Source organism: Pantoea sp. Ap-967 (assembly GCF_011752565.1).
GTDB lineage: Bacteria > Pseudomonadota > Gammaproteobacteria > Pseudomonadales > Pseudomonadaceae > Aquipseudomonas.
On sequence record NZ_VWXK01000010.1, the window covers coordinates 169,888 to 187,015 of the forward strand.

The window sequence follows — 17,128 nt, forward strand, 5'->3', positions numbered from 1 at the left end:
ATGACCGATCAGCCAGTACCCCAGCAGCCCGATGAGCTCGACGCCGACGCGGTGGTCGCCTACCTGCGCGCCCACCCCACGTTCTTCGCCGAGCACGACGAGCTGCTGGTCGAGCAACGCATTCCCCACCAGCGCGGCGACAGCGTGTCGTTGGTGGAGCGCCAGCTGAAGCTGCTGCGTGACCGTAACATCGAGATGCGCCACCGCCTGTCGCAACTGATGGACGTGGCCCGCGACAACGACCGGCTGTTCGACAAGACCCGCCGGCTGATCCTCGACCTGCTCGACGCTGGCAGCCTGGAAGAAGTGGTAATGGCCGTCGAAGACAGCCTGCGCCAGGAATTCCACGTGCCCTTCGTCAGCCTCATCCTGTTCGGCGACAACGCAGCACCCGTTGGCCGCTGGGTCAGCAGCGCCGAGGCGCAACAGGCCATCGGCGGCCTGCTTGGCGGCGGCAAGACCGTCAGCGGCAACCTGCGCGAGCACGAGCTGGCATTCCTGTTCGGCAAGGAGCAGCACCAGGAAGTGGGTTCCAGCGCCGTGGCCGCCCTGGAGTACCAAGGCCTGCACGGCGTACTGGCGATCGGCAGCCGCGACCCGCAGCACTACAAGAGCAGCGTCGGCACCCTGTTCCTCGGCTACATTGCCGAAGTGCTCGGCCGCGTGGTGCCGCGCGTCACCCAGACCCTGCGCCCGGTGCGCTGATGGAGCGCCTGCTGGAGGCTTATTGCGCACACCTGCGCAACGAGCGCCAGGTGTCCGAGCATACCCTGCTGGCCTACCGCCGCGACCTCGACAAGGTCATCGACTACTGCAACAGCCAGGGCATCGCCGGCTGGGGCGCGTTGCAGATCCAGCAACTGCGCCAGCTGATCGCCCGCCAGCACCACCAGGGCCAGTCCTCACGCAGCCTGGCACGGCTGTTGTCGGCCGTGCGCGGCCTGTACCGCTACCTCAACCGCGAAGGCCACTGCCAGCACGACCCGGCCAGCGGCCTGAGCGCCCCCAAGGGCGAGCGGCGCTTGCCCAAGGTGCTGGACACTGACCGCGCCCTGCAACTGCTCGATGGCGGCGTGGATGACGACTTCATCGCCCGCCGCGACCAGGCCATCCTGGAACTGTTCTATTCCTCCGGGCTGCGCCTGTCGGAGCTGAACAACCTCGACCTGGAACAGCTCGACCTTGCCGCCGGCCTGGTGCAGGTGCTCGGCAAGGGCAGCAAGAGCCGCGTGCTGCCCGTTGGGCGCAAGGCGCGCGAGGCCCTGCAGGCCTGGTTCAAGCTGCGCGGCATCGGCGGCCCACGCGACAGCGCGGTGTTCATCACCCGCCAGGGTAACCGCATGAGCCCCCGGGCCATTCAGCTGCGGGTCAAGGCCGCCGGCGAGCGCGAGCTGGGCCAGCACCTGCACCCGCACATGCTCCGCCATTCCTTCGCCAGCCACGTGCTGGAATCGTCCCAGGACCTGCGCGCGGTGCAGGAAATGCTCGGCCACGCCGACATCAGCACCACGCAGATCTACACCCACCTGGACTTCCAGCACCTGGCCGCGGTGTACGACAGCGCCCACCCCAGGGCCAAACGCAGCAAAGGCACAGACTCATGAGCATCCAGCTGATCACCTTCGACCTCGACGACACCCTGTGGGATACCGCACCCGTGATTGCCAGCGCGGAGGTGGTGCTGCGCGACTGGCTGCAGGCCAACGCTCCGGTGCTCGGTGGCGTGCCGGTGGAACACCTGTTCGCCATCCGCGAGCGCCTGGTTCAGGCCGAGCCGGGGCTCAAGCACCGCATCAGCGCCCTGCGCCGGCGCGTGCTGTTCCATGCCCTGGAAGCGGTCGGCTACAGCGATAAACAGGCCCAGGATCTGGCCAACGAAGGGTTCGAGGTGTTCCTGCACGCCCGCCACCAGGTGGAAGTATTCCCCGAGGTGGTGCCGGTACTGGAAATCCTGCGCCACCACTACACCCTGGGCGTAGTGACCAATGGCAATGCCGACGTACGCCGGCTGGGGCTTGCCGATTACTTCCGCTTCGCCTTGTGCGCCGAGGACCTGGGCATCGGCAAGCCGGACCCGGCGCCATTCCTCGAAGCGCTCAAGCGCGGCGAGGCGCAGGCCAGTGCGGCGGTGCACGTCGGCGATCACCCCGGCGATGACATCGCCGGAGCCCAGCGGGCCGGCTTGCGGGCCGTGTGGTTCAACCCACAGGGCAAGGCCTGGACGGGTGAGCAGGCGCCGGATGCCGAGATTCAGCGGTTGTCGCAATTGCCTGACGTGCTATCGCGCTGGCGCTGACAGATTGAGCGCCTGACGGCGCATCGCGAGCTGCGCTCGCTCCTACCAGCCCGCGCACCGACCCCGTAGGAGCGAGCAAAGCTCGCGAAGCGCCGATAGGCGCCCACAAAAAAGCCCGCAGCGACGGCGGGCTTTTCTGTACTCAGCCACTCAGATAGGGCGGCTGCCGTATTTGTTGTCCGGCTTCTTGGGCGGGTCGGCGACCACGTTGGCCTCGACTTCTTGCACCTTGCCACCGCGCGACAGGAATTCTTCCATCGCCTTGGCCAGGGCATCACGCTCCTTCTGCTTGGCTTCCATGCTCGGCATCTCGTCTACCGAGACGGCGGCCTTGGACTTGCCCTTGGCAGTGGGGGCCGGGCTGCTGTCGTCATCGCCAGCATCTTCGGCGCCGTCGTCAGCCGCCGCTTCGAGGCCTTCATCAGCCTCGTCTTCATCGCCTACTTCGAGGTCGTCGTTTTCCAGATCGTCGTCGCTCATGTTCTACCTCATGACTTGCGAAAAGCAGGTTAGTTATAGACCAGTGCAGCCGTAGACCGGCAGCCACCAGTGAAAATTCAACTGGCCGTGGGTTGGCCACTGCCCTTGGGCCGGCACTCCTCATGGGAGGCGGTACCCAGCAGGCCCTGCTCCTGGCAGGACCTGGAAAATCCTAGCCCCCTGCTGGCCACACGCTATTGGCAAGCCTAGCAAAGGCTGGCGAAGTGTGCGGCCTGCATGACCAACACCCTTCGGCGCGCATTCTAGCGCGCCCGCAGAAAAAACAAAGCTCCATAAACGCCTTACAAGTTGTAAGTTTTTGGCCTACGTCGCGAACTGGGGTGATAAACCGTTTGCCCTGCGGGAAATGGCAAAAAACAGGCAAAAAAATGCCCGGCGAACCGGGCAAGTTTTTCCAGCGTCGCAGTTACAGGTTGTAGCCGCGTTCGTTGTGTTGAGCCAGGTCGAGGCCGACCGACTCTTCTTCTTCGTTGACCCGCAGGCCCATCACCACATCCAGCACCTTGAGGATCACGTAGGTGACGATGGCGGTGTAGACCACGGTGAAGATCACGCCCTTGGCCTGGATCCAGACCTGGGCACCGATGTCGGTGACCGCGCCGAACCCGCCCAGGGCAGGGGCTGCGAACACACCGGTGAGGATGGCACCGATGATGCCGCCCACGCCGTGCACGCCAAAGGCGTCGAGCGAATCGTCATAGCCCAGCTTGCGCTTGAGGGTAGTGGCGCAGAAGTAGCAGACCACGCCCGACACCAGGCCAATCACCAGGGCGCCCATCGGGCCCACGGTGCCAGCGGCCGGGGTGATGGCCACCAGGCCTGCGACCACACCCGAGGCGATGCCCAGGGCGCTTGGCTTGCCGTGGAAGACCCACTCGGCAAACATCCAGCCCAGCGCGGCAGCGGCGGTGGCGATCTGGGTCACCAGCATGGCCATGCCAGCGGTGCCGTTGGCGGCGGCAGCGGAGCCTGCGTTGAAGCCGAACCAGCCGATCCACAGCATGGCCGCGCCCATCAGGGTGTAGCCCAGGTTGTGCGGGGCCATCGGCGTGGTCGGGTAGCCTTTGCGCTTGCCCATCACCAGGCAGCAGACCAGGCCGGCGATACCGGCGTTGATGTGCACCACGGTGCCGCCTGCAAAATCGAGTACGCCCCAGTCCCACAGCAGCGCGCCGTCACCGCTCCACACCATGTGCGCGATCGGTGCGTACACCAGGGTGAACCAGATACCCATGAACACCAGCATTGCGGAGAACTTCATGCGCTCGGCGAAGGCACCGACGATCAGCGCCGGGGTGATGATGGCGAAGGTCATCTGGAAGGTGACGAACACCGCCTCAGGGAACAGCGCCGTGGCCGAAGTCAGGTTGGCCGGGGTGACGCCGCTCAGGAACGCCTTGGAGAACCCGCCGACGAAGGAGCTGAAGTTGAGCACGCCCTTTTCCATACCGGTGGTATCGAAGGCCATGCTGTAGCCGTAGATCACCCAGAGAATGCTGATCAGGCCGGTGATGGCGAAGCACTGCATCATCACCGACAGCACGTTCTTGGAACGCACCATGCCGCCGTAGAACAGGGCCAGACCCGGAATGGTCATGAACAGCACCAGCGCTGTGGAAGTGAGCATCCAGGCGGTGTCGCCGGAGTTCAGCGCTGGGGCAGCTGTTTCCTCGGCCAGGGCTAGCCCAGGCATTACGAGGGACAATAGGGCTCCTAGCCCTGCGATCTTACGCAGAGTCATGTTGTTTTCTCCTGGGGCTTTGGGTTTGGTGAGGCGTGTTGGCGCTTAGATCGCGTCGGTATCGGTTTCGCCGGTACGGATGCGGATCGCCTGCTCCAGATTCACCACGAAGATCTTGCCGTCACCGATCTTGCCGGTGTTGGCTGCCTTGGTGATGGCTTCGATCACTCGATCAAGGTCCTTGTCGTCGATGGCGACGTCGATCTTCACCTTGGGCAGGAAGTCGACCACGTATTCCGCACCGCGATACAGCTCGGTGTGGCCCTTCTGCCGCCCGAAGCCTTTGACTTCGGTGACGGTGATGCCCTGCACGCCGATTTCCGACAGCGACTCGCGTACGTCGTCCAGCTTGAACGGCTTGATGATGGCTGTGACTAGCTTCATGAAACTCTCTCCCGATTTGGTGGACTTGCCCCAGGAAAACAAACCCGTCTCAAGTCTAAGCGCAGCGGTTGGCTTTGTAACGCACCGTCGGCATCGGCTGCGCGTGCGCGCTGCCTGGTCACAAAGGAACTGCATCAGTGCATGGCTCATACAGGTCATTGCAGAAAGCTTGCCAGTTCCGGCAAAGCGCCGAAAAACAGCGGGTTACGCAAAACGACCAGGGTTGGCCAGTCGCCAGCACGAAAAAGATGCACGGTTTCGGTGCGCAGGGCCGGCAAACGCTGCTCGAAAAACGTGCAGCCAGAAGGGCGTTTTGCCCCGTGCTACACTGCGGGCCATTTCTCAGTTTCAGTGGACAGCCGAACATGCTCGCGCCCAAAGCCCTCCTCGACGCCCTCAGCGACCAGGCCTCGCGCCTGTTCAGCGGCGACACCGCCCAGCCCCGTGCCGAGCTGGAAAGCCAGTTCAAGGTGCTGATGCAAGGCGCGTTCAGCAAGCTGGACCTGGTGAGCCGCGAAGAATTCGACAGCCAGATGGTGGTTCTGGCGCGCACTCGCGCGCGCCTGGAAGCCCTGGAGAAGCAAGTCGCCGAGCTGGAAGCACGCATGGCGCCAGCGGCACAGGAATAACAATCGATAAGGAGTGCCACACCATGAAAGTCAGTGCCCGTAACGTATTCGAAGGCAAGGTCAGCGCCGTGCAGCCTGGCGCCGTCAATGCCGAGGTCGAGCTGACCCTGGGCGGCGGCGAGAAGCTGGTGGCGGTGGTCACCATGGCCAGCCTGCACAGCCTGAACATCAATGTCGGCAAGGAGGCCGTGGCGCTGGTGAAAGCGCCGTGGGTGGTGCTGATGACCGATGCCGCCGGCTACAAACTGTCGGCGCGCAACGCCCTGGAAGGCGAAGTGGTGCGCGTGGGTGACGGTGCGGTGAATGCCGAAGTGGTGCTGAAACTGGCCGGGGGCACCGAGGTGTTCTCCATCGTCACCCGCGAGGCAGTGCAGGAGCTGGGCCTGGCGCCGGGCGTCAAGGCCACTGCCCTGATCAAGGCCTCGCACATCATCCTCGGCACCAAGCCATAAGCCCTCTGTAGGGGCGGGCTTGCCCCGCGAACACCGGCGCAGCCGGTGCCATGCACCGCGTCGCTTGCTTCGCGGGTCAAGCCCGCTCCTACAGCAATATCCGTTAAACCCGATATTTACGATTTGCGGGCGCCCCATCGCCCTCAAGCCGATGCCCGCTGCTGGTCCTGGCCCACGACCTTGGGCGGCAGTTCGCTGGCATGCAGGTCGCCCCGGAACAACGCCGCCCCACACAGGGTAAACAAGGTTTTCACCCGGCTGCCGGAATTACGCACTTGCCCCTGAATCCCTGCGATAAGCGAATCTTGCGGCTGTAGTTCAACGGCACGGTTGGCCCATTCGATCGCCGCATAGCGGCTCTGCCTGCGGGTGCCCTGCCCCTGCATCCAGGCCAGCCCCAGCTCGGCGCACGCACGCGCGGCAATGCTGTCATCGGCATGCTCCACCAGCCCCAGCAGGTAATCCACCGCCTCTACCTGCTCCGCCGGCTGGCCGTGTTGCCTTAACAGAATGCCCAACTGCAAACGCGCCCCGGCGTCGGTCTGCGCGTGCCCCAAGGCATCGCACAACAAACGCCGGACCATCTGCACGGCGCTGCGCTGGGTAAAGTCCTGCCCCTCACGCATGTGCTGGCAGGCCAGGGTGTACCTGGCCGTCGGCGTGCCCGCTTCAACCGCGCGCAGCAGCCAGTGCTGGGCAGCCTCCGGGTTCAGGTAGCGCTCCGGGGTGTTGGCCAGCGCCCCCCGGTGCAGTTCGTACAAGGTGATGGCGGCGTCTGCCAGTTTCAGCTCGGCACAGGCCTGGTACAGGTAGAGGGCGGCCTCATGCAGGCTGGCCGTCCACAACAGCCGCGCAACTTCCAGTACATCGAAGCCCTGCCCTTCACGCCCGTGCTGACGCTTCACCGCAACCTGCAGCCACCCATGGGCCGCCTCGGCGCAGGGCGCGAAGCCCCACAATCCAAACCGCTCGGCGACCCCGCGCAGGGCGCAGGCCGCCGCTTGCCAAGGCTGCTCGCACAAGCGTTCGATGGCCGTGCGCAATGCTTGGGTGGGGTCCGGCATGCCATGCAGCAGTACCAGGCAGACACCGCTGTAGAAAGGCTCGCCAATGGCCGGCACGAAGGCGTGGTCAGGATAAAGCTCCACCGCGGCAACGAAGTCGCCCATGGCGCCGCTGCAATCATGCAGCGAATGGCGGCGAAAGGCCGCCCGGCGGGCGAGCAAGGTGGCCCGCTCCCGGGGGCGCAGTTCGCGCTCGGCCCACTGTTCGAAGGTTCTCTTCCAGGCCGCGACCTGCTGCAACTGGTCGGCCTGGGGCAGCCAGAACTGCTCTTCCAGCGCCAGCCAGCGAACCGCGTTGCGTTGCCTGTCTGTCCAGCCTTGGCACAACGGGCCTGCGGCAAGGCGCTCGATGGCATCATGGCGCCCACCCCAGCGCGGCGTCTGGTAGGCGGCGTAGGTTTCGATCGCCTCGAAACACCCGGGAAACCACAGCAGTGCGTGGTGCAACCAATACGCCTGGGCGCTTTCACCTGCATCGCGGGCACACAGGCAGGGCGGCAATACCTGGGGCAATTCGACCAAGGGCGCCAAGCCATGCCTGACCAGCCAGGGCGCCGCGCCCTCCTGCACTTCCACATCGGCGTGGGCACTGGGCCTGAAGCGCGCCACATGGCCCTGGAACAGTTCCACCAGCCAGCCCGGCTCGCGAAAGTGCGCACTCAGGCGCAGCATGCCGATTACCGCTGCCACCGGCTGCGTGGAGCGCTCCATGGCCCGCAGAAAATGCGCCGTGGCCATCTCGCACGCCTGTTCGGCGGCCAGCCAGCGCTCTTCGGGGACATCATGGGCGGCGGCGTTGCCGCGGATCTGGCAGGCGCGGCCCAGGCAGTGAAAGCCCATCACCACTTGCGGGTGGTAGGCCTTGGGGCAGGCGTCGATCCAGGCCTTGATGAGCGGCGTGAGCGCCTTGCCATCCTGCTGGTCCCAGCCGAGTAGCCAATAGCCCTGCAGCGCCTGCAGATAGGCAGGGCATTCGCCGGGGGGTGCCTGCCGCCAGTGTGCCTGGAGGCTATCGAAAAAACGGTTCAGCTCAGCGAATTCACTGGCCTTCACCCGTTCGCGTATGTGCTGGCGGGCGCGAGTGAGCATTTGCACGGGCAGTACCTTAAGTCCATTTCAAAGGTCACGTTGCCATCCCATGGCAACGGCGGTCAGCGCTTGAACACTAAGCCATAGCCCACATTAGCGCAAAGACATTGGATCCACTATTTATCAGTTGGTATGAATACCCAGGGAAATCCCCTGGGCTGCGAACCGCTGACGACAGTGATGTGCGCGCTGGGTGTGAAAGGAGGGCTCAGCCCAGGCTTGGCAAAGGGCGACCGTTGGGCCCGTACAGGCGGTCGGCGGTGATGCGGTCGAGGAAATCGAGAATCTGCTGGTTGCCTTTGAGGCGCACACCCAGCGCCTCACCGTTCGCCCGGTTCAGGGCGCGGGCGCGCAGCGCCAGTTGCCGCAGGCGGCGCCAGGCGCCCAGGCAGTCGGCATCACGGGCCGCGCGCAGGGCACCCTCGCGCCCCGGCCCATAGCCAAGCTTGAGCTGCGCACCGGCGCGCACCGCCTCCAGTTGCTCCAGGCGCAGCAACGCCGCCTGCTTGCCGGCCACCAGTTCGCGCAAGCGCTCGGCATCCACCCGGCCCTGGGCCAGGGCCAGGCGCTCTTGTTCCAGCAGTTGCAGCAGCAGCTCGACAGCGCGCTGCTGCACATCCAGATGCCTTTCCAGGCTCATAGGCACCCCACGCTCAGGCTCGGTACGCGCAAGCGTTCATGTTGGCTCGCTGCCGGCCATTTCCCGGATATCGGCAACCAGGCTGGTGTAGATGGCCTGGGCGTCGGTCTGCAGGCTGCCATCGGCAATCGACTGGCGCAGGGCCGCCACCTTTTCCAGGTCGACGTCCGCGGTCGCGTCGCTGCCTTGCAGGTCGCCGATGCGCGAAATCTGCACGGTTTCTTCGGCCAGGGCGTCCAGGTCTTGTGCGCCGACCCGGCTCGGATTGGTGCCGGCCAGGCTGCTATCGGTCGGGGGCAGAAGGCTGCTTGGCGGGGAGCTTATGATTTTCACGATAGAGGCTTCGATGGCTGTGATTGCAACACTATCGGCATCCGTGGGGGGCCACTTTTGCCCGTCGATAGGCTTTTGATGAAAAAATTTCGCAGGGCACGTCAGTAGCGCAGCAGCAGTTCGTTGCTGCCTATGACCTGGGCGTTGTAGGTTTTGCCATCGCCCCCCTGAACCCGCACGGTGCTGCCCAGGCCGCCGTTGTCCAGCGCCTTGCCCTCGCGGCTCAGGCTGAACCCGGCGCCCTGTGCCCGCAGCACCACGGGCCGGTTGCGCTCCACCAGCCAGCGCTCGCGCACGGCCTTGAGGGCGATCACCGCGCCGGCCTGCACGCCCCGCGCCGCCTGGCGGCCCAGCAGTTGCTCGGCGCGCAGGGCGCTGCCCTTGGGCAGATCCTGCAGCGGCCCGCGGCGGCTGATCAGCATGTTCGCCTGGATCACCTCGCCCACATCGATACGCCGGGCGCTGACCACATAGCTGCCGGACGCACCCACCATGACCTGCAAATACCCCAGCAACGCTTCATCGCCCGCGCAGCGCACGCCAAACGCCACGCGCCCCACCGGCAAGCTGCGCGGGTGCACCAAATAGGGCAATGGCTGGCCGCAGCCAAGGATGCGCGCAGCCGGCTGGCCGAGTTCCAGCGCCGTCAGGCGGCTGCCCGCCGGCAGGCGCGGCTCCACCAGCTGGCGCACCCGTTGCTCCAGCAGGCCACCCTCGGCCCAGGCAAACCCGGCCTGCAGCAGGCACACCATCAGGGCCAGGGTTCGCGCATATCGGGCAGGTCCAGGCATCGCAAGCGCCTCTTGAAAAGGTTCAGGCGCAGCATTCTAGGCACCCCGGCCACAACGCAAAGCTCGAATTGCTCGCCAAATAGCGGTCTGTTCCAGCCTTTGCCCGGCGCCCCCGCCCACTACTCTGCAAGCCGTTCAACGAAAGGGCATGGGCCGCCAGGCATGATCGACAAACTCGACAACGAGCTGCGTTTCCAGCAGGACGCCATGAGCTTGCGCGCGGAGCGCCAGCAGGTATTGGCCACCAACATCGCCAACGCCGACACGCCCAACTACCGCGCCCGTGACTTCGACTTCGCCGCCGAACTGGCAAGTTCGCTGGGCGACGGCCGCCCGGCCAGCCGCGGCATGAGCCTTGCCACCACGTCCGACCGCCACCTGCAGGCCAGCAGCCACGCCAGCCGCGTCAGCGAGTTGCTGTACCGGGTGCCCGACCAGCCGAGCCTGGATGGCAACACCGTGGACATGGACCGCGAGCGCGCCCAGTTCGCCGACAACAGCGTGCGCTACCAGGCCAGCCTGACCTTCCTCAGCAACCGCCTGCAATCGCTCAAGACCGCGATGCAATCCGAATAATCCGGGGAACAGCCCATGCCGATGTTCAGCATTTTCGATATCGCAGGTTCCGCGCTCAGTGCCCAGTCCGAGCGCATGAACGTGACCGCCAGCAACCTGGCCAACGCCGACACCACCAGCGGCCCGGACAGCGAGGCCTACCGCGCGCGCCAGGTGGTGTTCGAAACCCAGTACCAGGACGGCAGCGACATCGGTGGCGTGCGCGTCAGCCAAGTGATCGAGGACGGCTCGCCGATGCGCCAGGAGTACCGCCCCGGCGACCCGCTGGCCGACGAGTCGGGCTACGTGACCATGCCCAACGTCGAGCCGGTGGGCGAGATGGTCAACATGATTTCCGCCTCGCGCTCCTACCAGGCCAGCGTCGAAGTCATGGCCACCAGCAAAGAATTGATGCTCAAGACCCTGACCCTCGGCGAAGCCTGACCATGACCAGCACCATTGCAAGTTCGGTCCTCTCGACCATGAACAGCTCCAGCAGCGACAACACCGCCTCCAGCGCCGAAGAGCTGCAGGACCAGTTCCTCACCCTGCTGACCACCCAGCTGCAGAACCAGGACCCAACCGACCCGCTGGACAACAGCGAGATGGTTACCCAGCTGGCGCAAATCAGCACCATCAGCAGCATCGAGGAAGTCACCAGCACCCTGGAAGGCATTTCCAGCCAGATCAGCGCCTCGGAAACCCTGCAGGCCTCGGCGCTGGTGGGCAACGGCGTGCTGATCGAGGGCAACACCATCCAGGTTGCCAGCGGCGTGGCCACCACCTTCGGCGTGACCCTGGGCAGCGATGCCGACGACGTCACCGTCAGCATCAAGGACAGCAGCGGCAATGTCGTTGCCACCCTGGATGTGGGCGACATGAGCGCCGGCACCCAGACCCTGACCTGGGACGGCACCCAGGACGATGGCAGCACCGCCGCCGACGGCAGCTACACCTTCAGCGTCAGCGCCACCAGCGGCGACGACAGCGTCACCGCCACGGCCCTGAAGTACGCACTGGTCACCGGTGTGACCACCGACAGCAACGACGAAGTGGCCCTGGACCTGGGCGGGGTCAACGACAACGTCGGCCTGGGCGACATCAAGCTGGTCCTCTGAACCCTGATCACGGAGAACAACCATGGGCTTTTCCCAAGCGCTGAGCGGCCTGAGCGCCGCATCCACTGACCTGGAAGTGGTCAGCAACAACATCTCCAACTCGCAGACCGTGGGGTTCAAGAGCTCGACGGTGCAGTTCGCCGACGTCTACTCCGGGGCCGATGTGGGCCTGGGTACCACGGTGTCCGGGGTGGTGCAGAACTTCGAGTCCGGCAGCCTGACCACCACCGACAACAGCCTGGACCTGGCCATCAACGGCGAAGGCTTCTTCACCTTCACCGATGGCACCCAGACCGTCTACTCGCGCAACGGCCAGCTGACCCTGACCTCCGACGGCTACCTGACCAACGCGGCCGGCGACAAGCTGCTGGGCGTCAACGGCGTGATCCAGATTCCCACCAGCGGCATGCAGGCCAGCGCCAGCAGCGAACTGGACGCGGAGCTGAACCTGGACGCCAGCGAAGACGTCATCACCGACACCTTCGACGCCACCGATTCGTCCACCTACTCCTATTCCACCACCGCCACGGTGTACGACTCGCTCGGCATCAGCCACACCTCGACGCTGTACTTCAGCAAGACCGACGAGAATACCTGGGAAGTGCACACCGCCATTGATGGCAATGTGCTCAGCGAAAGCCAGACCGTCACCTTCAGCTCCAGCGGCCTGATCACCAGCGGCGAAACCGGCACCTACACCTACGACCCGGCCAACGGCGCCGCCGCAATGTCCATCGAGCTGGACCTGACCGGCACCACCCAGTTCGGCAACGACTCGGAAGTGTCGAGCATCGACCAGAACGGCTACACCTCCGGCAGCCTGGTCAGCTTCACCATCGACGACACCGGCACGGTGATCGCCACCTACTCCAACGACCAGACCCAGGAAATCGACCAGATCCAGCTGGCCACCTTCTCCAACGAAAACGGCCTGAAGTCCAACGGCGACAACACCTGGCTGGCCACCACCGCCTCGGGCCAGGCCCTGCTGGGGGTGGCTGGCAGCGGCTCGCTGGGCTCGATCCTCAGCGGCACCACCGAGGACTCCAACGTCGACCTGACCGCCGAGCTGGTCAACCTGATCATCGCCCAGCGCACCTTCCAGGCCAACGCCAAGTCGGTGACCGCCCAGAGCGAAGTGCTGCAGCAAGCCGTGAACATCGGTTCCTGATGCCATGGACCGGATGCTCTTCACCGCCATGAGCGGCGCCAACCAGGCCCTTGAGCAGCAGGCGGTGGTGGCCAACAACCTGGCCAACATCGTCACCCCAGGCTTTCGCGCGCAACTGGTGCAGATGGAGTCTTCGCCGGTGGCCGGCGAAGGCCTGCCGACCCGGGTTTCGGTGAGCGCCACCGGGGTTGGCGTGGACTGGAGCGAAGGCCCCATCACCCACACCGACCGCAACCTCGATGTGGCCCTGGGCCAGGACACCCTGCTGGCCGTGCAGGCCGACGACGGCAGCGAGGCCTACACCCGCCGGGGCGACCTGCAGGTAGACGGCAACGGCGCCATGACCGTCGCCGGCCGGCCGGTGATCGGAGACGGCGGCCCGATCAGCGTGCCGCTGGGCAGCGAAGTGACCCTGGGCAGCGACGGCACCATCAGCGTGCGCGAGCAGGGCATGGAGCCGCGCGGGCTCAGCCCGGTGGGCAAGCTCAAGCTGGTTTCGGCGCCGCCGGGCAGCCTGCAGGTAGGCACCGACGGCCTGTTCCGCACGCCTGCCGACGCCAATGGCGTCAGCCAGCCGCTGGCGGCCGACGACAGCCTGCGGGTCGCCCCCGGGGCGCTGGAGGGCAGCAACGTCAGCCCCACCGGCGCCATGGTGGCGATGATCGACAACGCCCGCCGCTACGAAATGCAGATGAAGGCCATCAGCGCCGCCGACGAAAACGCCAAGGCCGCCAACGAACTGCTCGCCCTGCAGGGCTGAGCCGGCACCGAATGAATAGGTAACCGATCGATGATCAGATCACTGTGGACGGCCAAGACCGGCCTTGAAGCCCAGCAAGGGCAGCTCGACGTCATCGCCAACAACCTGGCCAACGTCAGCACCAACGGCTTCAAGCGCTCGCGGGCGGTGTTCGAAGATCTCGTCTACCAGAACGTGCGCCAGCCAGGCGCCCAAAGCAGCACCGACACCCGCCTGCCGTCGGGCCTGCAGGTGGGCACCGGGGTGCGCCAGGTGGCCACCGAGCGCCTGCACACCCAGGGCAACCTGGAACAGACCAGCAGCTCCAAGGACCTGGCCATCAACGGCCTGGGCTTCTTCGAGGTGGACATGCCCGACGGCACCACCGCCTACACCCGCGACGGCAGCTTCCAGCTCGACGCCAACGGCGAGATGGTCAACTCCAACGGCTACAAGCTCACCGCCGGCATCACCATTCCGGCCAACGCCACCTCGATCAGCATCAGCACCGACGGCATCGTGTCGGTGACCCAGCCCAGCAGCAGCGCCTCGACCCAGGTCGGCCAGCTGAACCTGGCGCTGTTCGTCAACAACGCAGGCCTGCAGAGCATCGGCCAGAACCTGTACCAGGAAACCGATGCATCCGGCTCGCCCACCGAAACCACGCCCGGCCTGAACGGCGGCGGCACGGTGAGCCAAGGCTACGTGGAAACGTCCAACGTCAACGTGGTGGAGGAAATGGTCGGCATGATCCAGACCCAGCGCGCCTACGAAATCAACAGCAAGGCCGTCGAAACCTCCGACGAAATGCTCCAGCGCCTGGCCCAGCTCTGATGCCCGGCCCCATGACATGGCGTGCGCCGTTGCAGGTTGCCGTGCTCGCCGCCGCCCTGGCGGCGTCCGGCTGCGCGGACCTGGTGCGCAAGCCAGTGGTGCCCGACGAGGCCATGGACCTGCCCACCCTGCCCTCGCGCCTGGCCAACGGCTCGATCTACCAGGGCCGGCACGTCTCCCAGCCATTGTTCGAGGACCGCCGCCCACGCATGGTTGGCGACACCCTGACCGTGGAGCTCAACGAGCAGGTCAGCGCCAGCAAGACCTCCTCGTCCAGTGCCGACCGCAGCGGCAGCCTGGGCCTGTCGTTCGCCACCACCTCCGCGCGCGACTCCCAGGTTGGCAGTTACGGCCTGTCGGCCTCCACCGACCACGCGTTCGCCGGCAGCGGCGGCTCGCGGGCGAACAACTCGTTCACCGGCACCATTTCGGTCACGGTGATGGAAGTGCTGGCCAACGGCAACCTGCGGGTGCGCGGCGACAAGCAGATCGCCATCAACCAGGGCACCGAATTCATCCGCTTCTCCGGCGTGGTCAACCCGCGCTCGATCACCGGCGACAACACCGTGTCGTCGAGCCAGGTGTCACTGGCGCGCATCGAGTACGTCGGCGAAGGCTACATCAACGAAGCGCAACGCATGGGCTGGGCGCAACGCATCCTGCTCAACCTGTCACCTTTCTAGCGAGTGAACCATGGCTGAGTCCATCCCGGGGCGCGTGCTGCGCCTGCTGCTCGCAGGCTTGGCCCTGCTGCTGGCCGGCACTGCCCAGGCCGAGCAGATCCGCGACATTGCCGACTTCGCCGGCATCCGCACCAACAACCTGGTCGGCTACGGCCTGGTGGTGGGCCTGGACGGCACCGGCGACCAGACCACCCAAAGCCCGTTCACCGAGCAGGGCCTGACCAACATGCTGTCGCAGCTGGGCCTGACCCTGCCGGCCAACGCCAACATGCAGATGCGCAACATCGCCGCGGTCATCGTCACCGCCGACCTGCCGCCGCTGACCCGCCCCGGCCAGCAGATCGACGTGGTCGTCTCCTCCATCGGCAACGCCCGCAGCCTGCGCGGCGGCACCTTGCTGATGACGCCGCTCAAGGGCGCCGATGGCGATGTCTATGCCGTGGCCCAGGGCAACCTGCTGGTGGGTGGCGCCGGCGCCTCGGCCAACGGCAGCAGCGTGCAGATCAACCAGCTCGCCGGTGGCCGCATCAGCCGTGGCGCGGTAGTGGAACAAACGGTGCCGCTGAACCTGGGCAGCCAGCACGGCCTGCTCGAACTGCAGCTGCGCGAGCCGGACCCGGCCACCGCCCAGCGCGTGGTGTTCGCCATCAACAGCGAAATGCGCAGCACCGTGGCCTCGGCAGTGGACGGCGGGCTGGTGCAGGTGCAGGGGCCGTTGTCGGCCAACGAGCGGGTCAACTTCATGGCCCGCATCGACAGCCTCGACGTGCTGCCGATGCAGGCGCGGCCCAAGGTCATTCTCGACTCCCGTACCGGCTCGGTGGTGCTCAACGGCTCGGTGAAGCTGCTGCGCGCCGCCGTGGCCCACGGGGACCTGTCGGTGACCATCGACACCACCAACAGTGTCAGCCAGCCGGGCGCCCTGAGCGGCGGGCAAACCGCCGCCACCGCCAACAGCAACATCTCCATCGAAACCCAGGCCCGCGCCCTGCGCGTGCTGGAAGGCAGCGCCGACTTGATGGACGTGGTCAAGGGCTTGAACGCCCTGGGCGCCACCCCGCAGGACCTGATGGTGATTCTGCAGGCGCTCAAGGCCGCAGGCTCCCTGCGCGCCGAACTGGAGATCATCTGATGAGCCTGGGCAATGGCAGTGCAGCTGGCTTTGCCATGGACGTGCAGGGCCTGCAGCGCCTGCGCAGCGAGGCCGGGCGCGATGGCGAAGCGGGCTTGAAGGAGGCCGCGCGGCAATTCGAGGCACTGTTCCTGCAGACCATGCTCAAGAGCATGCGCGAGGCGATTCCCAAATCGCAGCTGTCCAGCGACTCGCAAACCGAGCTGTACACCGAAATGCTCGACCAGCAATGGGCGCAAACCCTGGCCGGGCGTGGCATGGGCCTGGCCGACCAGCTGACCCGCAGCCTGACCGGCCACGTGCCCGGCAGCGGCAACGGCAACCTGCTCGACCAGGCGGTGGCCAGCAGCGACTCGCCGTTTGCTGGCCTCACCCGCCAGGCCCCGGCATTCGAGGCCTGGAAGCGCTATGAAGTGCGCCCCGGCAACCGCGAAAACGCCGACCACGTCGACGCCTTCGTCGCCCGCCTGGCCGACCCCGCGCAGCTCGCCGAGCGCCGCAGCGGCGTGCCTGCCGAGCTGATATTGGCCCAGGCGGCGCTGGAAACCGACTGGGGCCGGCGGCGCATCACCACGGCCAGCGGCGCCGACAGCCACAACCTGTTCGGCATCAAGGCCGGTGCTGGCTGGCAGGGTGAAACAGCCCAGGTGCAGACCACCGAGTACGTCGACGGCCAGGCGCAGAAACAAGTGGAGAGCTTCCGCGTGTACCCCAGTGCCCAGGCGGCGTTCGACGACTATGCACGGTTGATCCGCTCGCGGCCCGGCTACGCCGCGGCGCGCAATGCTGCCGACAGCACCCAGGCTGCCATTGCATTGCAGCAAGGCGGCTACGCCACCGACCCGCATTACGCCGACAAGTTGATTGGCGTGATGGCCACCATCGCCCGAGCGCCTAGCAGCCCCACGCAAGCCCCGTAGGCGCGCGCAAAGCCGGCGATGCGGCGCTCGCCCTCACCGGCCAGGAAAATTCTGCC

The 17,128-nt window shown here is 66.0% G+C and carries 21 protein-coding genes; 14 read left to right on the forward strand and 7 right to left on the reverse strand.

The window, feature by feature from the left end; translation table 11 throughout:
* From F3J45_RS13150 to F3J45_RS13160, 3 genes are read left to right on the forward strand one after another with little or no spacing between them, the layout of a single operon-like run.
* Complete coding sequence (locus tag F3J45_RS13150; protein WP_167062911.1) at positions 1–705, forward strand: DUF484 family protein; 705 nt, start codon at positions 1–3, stop codon at positions 703–705.
* The gene (gene xerC, locus F3J45_RS13155; RefSeq protein WP_167062914.1) at positions 705–1,604 is read left to right on the forward strand and encodes a tyrosine recombinase XerC; all 900 of its coding nucleotides are present in this window, start codon (positions 705–707) and stop codon (positions 1,602–1,604) included. The genes F3J45_RS13150 and xerC overlap by 1 nt, the downstream gene beginning before the upstream one ends.
* Entirely contained in the window at positions 1,601–2,296 is a 696-nt protein-coding gene (locus F3J45_RS13160; protein ID WP_167062917.1) for an HAD family hydrolase, read from the forward strand. Before xerC ends, F3J45_RS13160 begins: the two co-directional genes overlap by 4 nt.
* Positions 2,297–2,446: 150 nt before the next feature.
* Here the strand turns inward: F3J45_RS13160 and sutA are convergent, their stop codons facing one another.
* The 3 genes from sutA to glnK all read right to left on the reverse strand — a co-directional run bounded on the left by sutA (position 2,447) and on the right by glnK (position 4,922).
* Positions 2,447–2,776 (reverse strand): transcriptional regulator SutA, encoded by a 330-nt coding sequence (sutA, locus tag F3J45_RS13165; RefSeq protein ID WP_056794110.1) that lies wholly within the window; start codon positions 2,774–2,776, stop codon positions 2,447–2,449.
* Positions 2,777–3,203: 427 nt separating this feature from the next.
* Positions 3,204–4,538 carry an ammonium transporter gene (locus F3J45_RS13170; protein WP_167062920.1) on the reverse strand — a complete coding sequence of 445 codons (1,335 nt, stop codon included), beginning with the start codon at positions 4,536–4,538 and terminating at the stop codon, positions 3,204–3,206.
* A gap of 45 nt (positions 4,539–4,583) precedes the next feature.
* Complete coding sequence (gene glnK, locus F3J45_RS13175) at positions 4,584–4,922, reverse strand: P-II family nitrogen regulator (RefSeq protein WP_002555808.1); 339 nt, start codon at positions 4,920–4,922, stop codon at positions 4,584–4,586.
* Positions 4,923–5,287: 365 nt separating this feature from the next.
* Between glnK and F3J45_RS13180 the strand changes: the two genes are divergently transcribed.
* Together F3J45_RS13180 and F3J45_RS13185 are read left to right on the forward strand one after the other, a co-directional pair.
* Complete coding sequence (locus F3J45_RS13180) at positions 5,288–5,551, forward strand: accessory factor UbiK family protein (protein ID WP_016394077.1); 264 nt, start codon at positions 5,288–5,290, stop codon at positions 5,549–5,551.
* A gap of 23 nt (positions 5,552–5,574) precedes the next feature.
* Complete coding sequence (locus tag F3J45_RS13185; protein WP_167062923.1) at positions 5,575–6,003, forward strand: molybdopterin-binding protein; 429 nt, start codon at positions 5,575–5,577, stop codon at positions 6,001–6,003.
* 143 nt (positions 6,004–6,146) lie between these two features.
* Here the strand turns inward: F3J45_RS13185 and F3J45_RS13190 are convergent, their stop codons facing one another.
* The 4 genes from F3J45_RS13190 to flgA form a co-directional block, all read right to left on the reverse strand.
* The gene (locus F3J45_RS13190) at positions 6,147–8,156 is read right to left on the reverse strand and encodes a DUF4034 domain-containing protein (protein ID WP_167063033.1); all 2,010 of its coding nucleotides are present in this window, start codon (positions 8,154–8,156) and stop codon (positions 6,147–6,149) included.
* 208 nt (positions 8,157–8,364) lie between these two features.
* Positions 8,365–8,796 carry a flagellar protein FlgN gene (flgN, locus tag F3J45_RS13195; RefSeq protein WP_167062926.1) on the reverse strand — a complete coding sequence of 144 codons (432 nt, stop codon included), beginning with the start codon at positions 8,794–8,796 and terminating at the stop codon, positions 8,365–8,367.
* Between the two features lie 36 nt (positions 8,797–8,832).
* Entirely contained in the window at positions 8,833–9,129 is a 297-nt protein-coding gene (locus tag F3J45_RS30315) for a flagellar biosynthesis anti-sigma factor FlgM (protein WP_167062928.1), read from the reverse strand.
* 101 nt (positions 9,130–9,230) lie between these two features.
* Entirely contained in the window at positions 9,231–9,920 is a 690-nt protein-coding gene (gene flgA / locus F3J45_RS13205) for a flagellar basal body P-ring formation chaperone FlgA (protein ID WP_205300500.1), read from the reverse strand.
* Positions 9,921–10,082: 162 nt separating this feature from the next.
* Here flgA and flgB point away from each other — a divergent pair, with 162 nt between their 5' ends.
* The 9 genes from flgB to flgJ are packed head-to-tail and all read left to right on the forward strand — an operon-like array spanning position 10,083 to position 17,072.
* The gene (gene flgB, locus F3J45_RS13210; protein ID WP_167062931.1) at positions 10,083–10,496 is read left to right on the forward strand and encodes a flagellar basal body rod protein FlgB; all 414 of its coding nucleotides are present in this window, start codon (positions 10,083–10,085) and stop codon (positions 10,494–10,496) included.
* Between the two features lie 15 nt (positions 10,497–10,511).
* Positions 10,512–10,919: a flagellar basal body rod protein FlgC gene (gene flgC / locus F3J45_RS13215; protein WP_167062935.1), complete on the forward strand. Its 408-nt coding sequence runs from the start codon at positions 10,512–10,514 to the stop codon at positions 10,917–10,919.
* A gap of 2 nt (positions 10,920–10,921) precedes the next feature.
* Positions 10,922–11,593, forward strand: a complete 672-nt coding sequence (locus F3J45_RS13220; RefSeq protein WP_167062938.1) for a flagellar hook assembly protein FlgD — start codon at positions 10,922–10,924, stop codon at positions 11,591–11,593.
* 22 nt (positions 11,594–11,615) lie between these two features.
* Positions 11,616–12,764 carry a flagellar hook protein FlgE gene (gene flgE / locus F3J45_RS13225; protein WP_167062941.1) on the forward strand — a complete coding sequence of 383 codons (1,149 nt, stop codon included), beginning with the start codon at positions 11,616–11,618 and terminating at the stop codon, positions 12,762–12,764.
* 4 nt (positions 12,765–12,768) lie between these two features.
* Positions 12,769–13,524 carry a flagellar basal body rod protein FlgF gene (locus tag F3J45_RS13230; protein WP_167062943.1) on the forward strand — a complete coding sequence of 252 codons (756 nt, stop codon included), beginning with the start codon at positions 12,769–12,771 and terminating at the stop codon, positions 13,522–13,524.
* A gap of 30 nt (positions 13,525–13,554) precedes the next feature.
* Positions 13,555–14,337, forward strand: a complete 783-nt coding sequence (gene flgG, locus F3J45_RS13235; protein ID WP_167062946.1) for a flagellar basal-body rod protein FlgG — start codon at positions 13,555–13,557, stop codon at positions 14,335–14,337.
* Between the two features lie 11 nt (positions 14,338–14,348).
* Positions 14,349–15,020 carry a flagellar basal body L-ring protein FlgH gene (locus tag F3J45_RS13240; RefSeq protein WP_205300501.1) on the forward strand — a complete coding sequence of 224 codons (672 nt, stop codon included), beginning with the start codon at positions 14,349–14,351 and terminating at the stop codon, positions 15,018–15,020.
* A 10-nt stretch (positions 15,021–15,030) separates the two neighbouring features.
* The gene (locus F3J45_RS13245) at positions 15,031–16,152 is read left to right on the forward strand and encodes a flagellar basal body P-ring protein FlgI (protein ID WP_167062952.1); all 1,122 of its coding nucleotides are present in this window, start codon (positions 15,031–15,033) and stop codon (positions 16,150–16,152) included.
* Positions 16,152–17,072, forward strand: a complete 921-nt coding sequence (gene flgJ, locus F3J45_RS13250; protein ID WP_167062955.1) for a flagellar assembly peptidoglycan hydrolase FlgJ — start codon at positions 16,152–16,154, stop codon at positions 17,070–17,072. The genes F3J45_RS13245 and flgJ overlap by 1 nt, the downstream gene beginning before the upstream one ends.
* Positions 17,073–17,128: the final 56 nt, after the last annotated feature.

Excerpts from the sequence above, each read along its gene's own strand:
- F3J45_RS13150 (WP_167062911.1), top strand. The coding sequence starts at position 1 with ATGACCGATCAGCCAGTACCCCAGCAGCCCGATGAGCTCGACGCCGAC.
- xerC (WP_167062914.1), top strand. The coding sequence starts at position 705 with ATGGAGCGCCTGCTGGAGGCTTATTGCGCACACCTGCGCAACGAGCGC.
- F3J45_RS13160 (WP_167062917.1), top strand. The coding sequence starts at position 1,601 with ATGAGCATCCAGCTGATCACCTTCGACCTCGACGACACCCTGTGGGAT.
- sutA (WP_056794110.1), bottom strand. The coding sequence starts at position 2,776 with ATGAGCGACGACGATCTGGAAAACGACGACCTCGAAGTAGGCGATGAA.
- F3J45_RS13170 (WP_167062920.1), bottom strand. The coding sequence starts at position 4,538 with ATGACTCTGCGTAAGATCGCAGGGCTAGGAGCCCTATTGTCCCTCGTA.
- glnK (WP_002555808.1), bottom strand. The coding sequence starts at position 4,922 with ATGAAGCTAGTCACAGCCATCATCAAGCCGTTCAAGCTGGACGACGTA.
- F3J45_RS13180 (WP_016394077.1), top strand. The coding sequence starts at position 5,288 with ATGCTCGCGCCCAAAGCCCTCCTCGACGCCCTCAGCGACCAGGCCTCG.
- F3J45_RS13185 (WP_167062923.1), top strand. The coding sequence starts at position 5,575 with ATGAAAGTCAGTGCCCGTAACGTATTCGAAGGCAAGGTCAGCGCCGTG.
- F3J45_RS13190 (WP_167063033.1), bottom strand. The coding sequence starts at position 8,156 with ATGCTCACTCGCGCCCGCCAGCACATACGCGAACGGGTGAAGGCCAGT.
- flgN (WP_167062926.1), bottom strand. The coding sequence starts at position 8,796 with ATGAGCCTGGAAAGGCATCTGGATGTGCAGCAGCGCGCTGTCGAGCTG.
- flgA (WP_205300500.1), bottom strand. The coding sequence starts at position 9,920 with ATGCCTGGACCTGCCCGATATGCGCGAACCCTGGCCCTGATGGTGTGC.
- flgB (WP_167062931.1), top strand. The coding sequence starts at position 10,083 with ATGATCGACAAACTCGACAACGAGCTGCGTTTCCAGCAGGACGCCATG.
- flgC (WP_167062935.1), top strand. The coding sequence starts at position 10,512 with ATGCCGATGTTCAGCATTTTCGATATCGCAGGTTCCGCGCTCAGTGCC.
- F3J45_RS13220 (WP_167062938.1), top strand. The coding sequence starts at position 10,922 with ATGACCAGCACCATTGCAAGTTCGGTCCTCTCGACCATGAACAGCTCC.
- flgE (WP_167062941.1), top strand. The coding sequence starts at position 11,616 with ATGGGCTTTTCCCAAGCGCTGAGCGGCCTGAGCGCCGCATCCACTGAC.
- F3J45_RS13230 (WP_167062943.1), top strand. The coding sequence starts at position 12,769 with ATGGACCGGATGCTCTTCACCGCCATGAGCGGCGCCAACCAGGCCCTT.
- flgG (WP_167062946.1), top strand. The coding sequence starts at position 13,555 with ATGATCAGATCACTGTGGACGGCCAAGACCGGCCTTGAAGCCCAGCAA.
- F3J45_RS13240 (WP_205300501.1), top strand. The coding sequence starts at position 14,349 with ATGACATGGCGTGCGCCGTTGCAGGTTGCCGTGCTCGCCGCCGCCCTG.
- F3J45_RS13245 (WP_167062952.1), top strand. The coding sequence starts at position 15,031 with ATGGCTGAGTCCATCCCGGGGCGCGTGCTGCGCCTGCTGCTCGCAGGC.
- flgJ (WP_167062955.1), top strand. The coding sequence starts at position 16,152 with ATGAGCCTGGGCAATGGCAGTGCAGCTGGCTTTGCCATGGACGTGCAG.